Here is a 4,655-nt window from a genome sequence, read left to right as displayed (position 1 = left end):
CGGAAAAGATAAATCCTGTCTGGACGCAAATGGCGAGTGCAATTTCACCATTCGAAAAAAGACCCGCAGAGCGATGCTGCGGGTTTTCTTTGGCCTGCATGGATTTCCAAACCGAGTGCGGCCTGTTTCGAAAACCAAAACCCAGGCCGTGATCCGGTATACTGAATAGTAAGACAGAAAAGGAGGCAGACCCATGCCAGAGCGCAAAGATTATCCGGAAAATTCATTCAGTCCAGAGCGCAAAACGGCAGAGACGGATGCAGCGCTGCCTCAGACGTCGCCAAAGGGTACGACGCGTTCCAGATCGTCTCGACGCGAGCGGATCCGTCCGGACCTTTCCAAAGACGGTCTTCGCAAAGCGGACAAGATTCTGATCGTTCTTTTGCTGGCGTGTGCAGTGCTTCTGCTTTTTCCGCTTCTGAACTATAAAGAAGGCGGCTCATATGCCGTCGTGAAAGTGCGCAGCGAAGAAAAGCTCCGGCTTCCGCTCAGCGAAGACGGCGAATATTCGGTGGAAGGCACCTTAGGCACGGTCCACATTTCCATAAAAAATGGTAAGGCTGCGGTCACGCAGGAAAACTCGCCCCATCATTACTGCTCCCGACAGGGGTATGTAGATTCGCCGGCGGTTCCCATTGTCTGTCTGCCCAACGAGACGATTGTGACGATTGAGGGCAGTGAAGCCCAGGAAGATACGGTGATTCAATGAACCGGACAATTCGTAAAATGACGATTCTTTCGCTGCTGATCGCGGCAGCGATTCTCATGCAGATCGTCGAATCTTTCTTTCCGCTGATTACGATCATTCCCGGCTACAAAATCGGTCTGGCCAATATTGCCGGCCTGTTCGCGCTGTATGCCTATGGACCAAAGGAAATGTGTGCGGTTACCGTACTGCGCATTTTCCTGGCTTCGCTGGCCACTGGTACCCTCTTTTCCGTCAGCTTTCTGCTCTCGGCATGCGGATGTACGCTGTCTCTGATCGGCATGACGCTGGCATACCGTTCGGGCTGGTTTTCCATTTACGGAGTCAGTACGCTGGGTGCGGCCTGTCATACGATCGGACAGGTCATTGCGATTGCCTGGATTTATCAGCAGTTTTTCATGGGCTTGTTTCTGCCGGCCCTGCTTGCGCTTTCCGTGCTCTCCGGACTTTGCATCGCCTGGATTGCCCGGCAGGTGCTCATTCGCATTCGCCTGAATTAAGCACGAATAAGCGCGAATGGGTAAGAAGATCGTTATACAAGACGGGCTCTGGCCAGCGAAACTAAGCCCGTGCAAAACGATGCAAAGTTGAAAATCCGGAAACTGAGAAAGAGAGGCGGCCTCATGGAAGATACTTACTGCGCGATTCTCATGCAGCTTGAACAGGATATGAAAAATGAAATTTCGACGGCTTCCCCGTCCAGAGAAAAGCTTCAGCGAACGATCAGCGCGTTTAAGCCGGAGCAGATCTCGGCACAGACCGCTTTAAAGGCACTCGATCTGGAGCTGCAGATCGAGACCGAAAAGACCGTTCCTTCGCAGGCCAATATTGCCGCGTGCCGTCTGTGGCATGCGGCGATTGAAAACGCCAGAAAGGATTCGGACTGGCGTCTGCTCTTTGCCCGTATGGACTTCGAAAACGCCTTAAATGGACAGGAGCCAGAAAACAAAGGAAGGACACGTATTCTCTTTGATGATCACAGGCGCTTAAGAAAATGGGTCGGCGCTCTTCTCGTACTGCTTACGGTTCTGCTTTTTGGAGTGCTGACAATTGCGCTTCGCTGGTCCTACGGGGCCTGCCTGATCGTTCTGTTCCTGTTCATGAATCTGGCGCTCTGGATTTGCGAAGTGGCCTGGCCCATGATTTTGCGCCGGCGGATTTTACGGGACAGCCGGCAGGCAGCGCAGGGCGCTCTGCGCATTTTTCTGAAGAAAATCGCTCTCAATCGCTGGACGTGGTCTTTGCCCTCGCTTGTCCGCCTGTTTAAGGCGTGGTCGAGCACCCTCTTAAAAAAGGGAAAGAAGCAAGCCGTCTAAACCGATCCGTACAGAAAAATCATAAAAAATCATCGTAAAACGCTCGAGGCCGCTCCCATTTAGGGGCGGTCTTTTGAAAATACAGACATATCTGTTTTTTTGGATTAAAAATCTCTTGTTCAAATAAGAGATAAATTCACAAATTAGGAATTCTTTGTTATGATTGGAGCGGTGATAATCATGAAAAACGCAAACTCTGTTCCAAAGGCGACCCTGCAGAGATATCCGGTATATCTTAAAGCGCTTCGTAAACTTCAGAAAAACGGGGTTTCCAAAATCATGTCGCGCGAGCTGAGCAACTTCGTAGACATTGAACCGACTACGATCCGCCGCGATTTCTCGTTTCTTGGAAACCTGGGAAAACAGGGCTACGGATATGATGTAGACAAACTGATCGAGATTTTCAATCAGGAGCTTGGTGTAGATTTTGATGAAAAAATCATTCTGGTCGGTGCCGGCAACCTTGGCCGTGCCCTGATGAACTATAACAAGTGGGATTATGTCGTCGGCGAAATCGCCTGCGCGTTCGATATCGATCCGGCCAAGACCGGAAACATGTTCGGCATCAATGTATACTCGCTCGATGAGCTGGAAACACGCATCCCCAAAGGATGCCGCATTGCCATCCTGACCATTTCGGAAGATATCCAGGCTACCGTTGACCGTCTGATTGCCAACGGCATAATCGGCATCGTCGATTTTACCCACCAGCATTTTCAGGTTCCGCATCACGTGATGGTCAAAGCCGTTGATGTGGTCAGCTCGATTCAGGAGCTCGTTTTCACGACCAACTCCATGGACAGCGCCTCCACCAAAAACGGAAACAGCTAAGCTGTCTGCACCTGCCTTTTTCTGCGAGAAGGCAGGTGTTTTTGCATCGAAAAGCAAAACGGGAAGACCGCGATTTGGCTGGAACGGCCGGCTTTGTGACGCTCTGTTTCGGCTTTAGCTGGCGCTCATATTGTAATTTACGTCTCGCAATGGTTTAATACCCATAGCTCTTAGCGAGACGTTTTTCTGTGCCTATGGCGCATGAATTAATCCGCCTGAATCAGATCTGCGGATTGGAGCGTTCCTGATGGAGGGACGCTTTTCTCTTTTAAGGAAAGGAGCATTTTAATGCTTGTAAAGAAACTGAAAGAAAAGATCAGCGAATACGATGGAAAACCCGTGACCCTGCAGGGATGGGTGAGAACCAATCGAAATTCGAAAAATATCAGCTTTATCGAATTCAATGACGGAAGCTGCTTCTCCAATCTTCAGATTGTCTATTCTCCAGAAATGGAAGGCTACGAACAGGCTTCCAAAATCACAACCGGCAGTGCTATTGAAGTAAAAGGTACAGTCCACGCGACACCGGAGGCTAAACAGCCTCTCGAAGTGGCAGCCGATTCCATTACCGTTCTCGGTATGGCGGATCATGACTATCCGCTGCAGAAGAAGAGACACAGCTATGAATTCATGCGCGAAATCCCGCACGTTCGTCCGCGTGCCAACACGTACTACGCGGTATTCCGTCTGCGTTCCGTTCTGTCCATGGCGATTCATACGTTCTTCCAGGACCGCGGCTTTGTTTATGTACAAACGCCAATCATTACGGGAAACGATGCGGAAGGCGCCGGTGAATGCTTTACCGTAACGACCATTGATGATCAGGAGTACGAAAAGGACTTCTTCGGCAAGCACGCCCAGCTGACCGTATCCGGCCAGCTGCACGTTGAGCCGTTTGCGCTGACGTACCGCAACGTATATACGTTCGGTCCGACGTTCCGTGCGGAAAACTCAAACACGACCCGTCATGCGGCTGAGTTCTGGATGATCGAACCGGAACTCGCTTTCGCGGATCTGTCCGATAACATGGACGTGATCGAGGACATGATCAAGTACTGCATCCGCTACGTTCTGGAACATGCACCGGAAGAAATGGCGTTCTTCCAGAAAATGATCGATAAAGACTGCATCAATCGCGTTAAAAAGGTAGCCGACAGCGAATTCCGCCGTATGACGTATACCGAAGCCATCAAGGAACTGGAAAAAGTCAAAGACCGCTTCGACAACAAGAACATTTACTGGGGCATGGATCTTCAGTCCGAGCACGAACGCTACATTTGCGAACAGGTTGTAGGCGGTCCGGTGTTCCTGATCGACTATCCGAAAGAAATCAAAGCGTTCTACATGCGTGAAAACGAAGACGGCAAGACCGTAGCGGCCTGCGACCTTCTCGTTCCGTATGTCGGCGAGCTCGTCGGCGGAAGCCAGCGTGAAGAGCGCTACGATGTTCTGAAAAAGAAAATGGACGATATGGGCATGGAAGAATCCACTCTGCAGTGGTACATGGACTTGCGCCGCTTTGGCGGATGCGTTCATTCCGGATTCGGTCTTGGATTTGACCGCATGCTCATGTACCTCTCCGGCATCCAGAACATCCGCGACGTACAGCCGTATCCGCGTACTCCGCGCAACCTGATTTTCTAAACCTTTATACTCAGCTGTATTCAGCGAATATCATCAGCCGCATCGAGACGAACCCGATGCGGCTGTCTTTTTGTATCGAAAGATTTTTCCAGGGAAATGTAAATCGTAAGCGTCAAATAAAAGACGGGTATTTTCTCGACCGCCTCCTTGGGATAATT

The 4,655-nt window shown here is 50.5% G+C and carries 5 protein-coding genes; all 5 read left to right on the top strand.

Annotated features, from left to right (window positions below; genetic code table 11):
• The first annotated feature begins 193 nt into the window (after nucleotides 1-193).
• Nucleotides 194-709 (top strand): NusG domain II-containing protein, encoded by a 516-nt coding sequence (locus ACLUYS_RS09385; protein ID WP_230268475.1) that lies wholly within the window; start codon nucleotides 194-196, stop codon nucleotides 707-709.
• Complete coding sequence (locus ACLUYS_RS09380) at nucleotides 706-1,206, top strand: Gx transporter family protein (protein WP_230268474.1); 501 nt, start codon at nucleotides 706-708, stop codon at nucleotides 1,204-1,206. Before ACLUYS_RS09385 ends, ACLUYS_RS09380 begins: the two co-directional genes overlap by 4 nt.
• A 123-nt stretch (nucleotides 1,207-1,329) precedes the next feature.
• Nucleotides 1,330-2,022, top strand: a complete 693-nt coding sequence (locus tag ACLUYS_RS09375) for a hypothetical protein (RefSeq protein ID WP_288340570.1) — start codon at nucleotides 1,330-1,332, stop codon at nucleotides 2,020-2,022.
• A 180-nt stretch (nucleotides 2,023-2,202) separates the two neighbouring features.
• Nucleotides 2,203-2,853: a redox-sensing transcriptional repressor Rex gene (locus ACLUYS_RS09370; protein ID WP_230268472.1), complete on the top strand. Its 651-nt coding sequence runs from the start codon at nucleotides 2,203-2,205 to the stop codon at nucleotides 2,851-2,853.
• Nucleotides 2,854-3,141: 288 nt separating this feature from the next.
• Nucleotides 3,142-4,497 carry an asparagine--tRNA ligase gene (asnS, locus tag ACLUYS_RS09365; RefSeq protein WP_230268471.1) on the top strand — a complete coding sequence of 452 codons (1,356 nt, stop codon included), beginning with the start codon at nucleotides 3,142-3,144 and terminating at the stop codon, nucleotides 4,495-4,497.
• Nucleotides 4,498-4,655 lie beyond the last annotated feature (158 nt).

Source organism: Allobaculum sp. (assembly GCF_047010065.1).
In the GTDB taxonomy this organism is placed as follows: domain Bacteria; phylum Bacillota_I; class Bacilli_A; order Erysipelotrichales; family Erysipelotrichaceae; genus Allobaculum; species Allobaculum fili.
This window is presented reverse-complemented; position numbering and strand designations above follow the sequence as displayed.

Coding starts and splice junctions, on each gene's coding strand:
- ACLUYS_RS09385 (WP_230268475.1), top strand. CDS start 194: ATGCCAGAGCGCAAAGATTATCCGGAAAATTCATTCAGTCCAGAGCGC.
- ACLUYS_RS09380 (WP_230268474.1), top strand. CDS start 706: ATGAACCGGACAATTCGTAAAATGACGATTCTTTCGCTGCTGATCGCG.
- ACLUYS_RS09375 (WP_288340570.1), top strand. CDS start 1,330: ATGGAAGATACTTACTGCGCGATTCTCATGCAGCTTGAACAGGATATG.
- ACLUYS_RS09370 (WP_230268472.1), top strand. CDS start 2,203: ATGAAAAACGCAAACTCTGTTCCAAAGGCGACCCTGCAGAGATATCCG.
- asnS (WP_230268471.1), top strand. CDS start 3,142: ATGCTTGTAAAGAAACTGAAAGAAAAGATCAGCGAATACGATGGAAAA.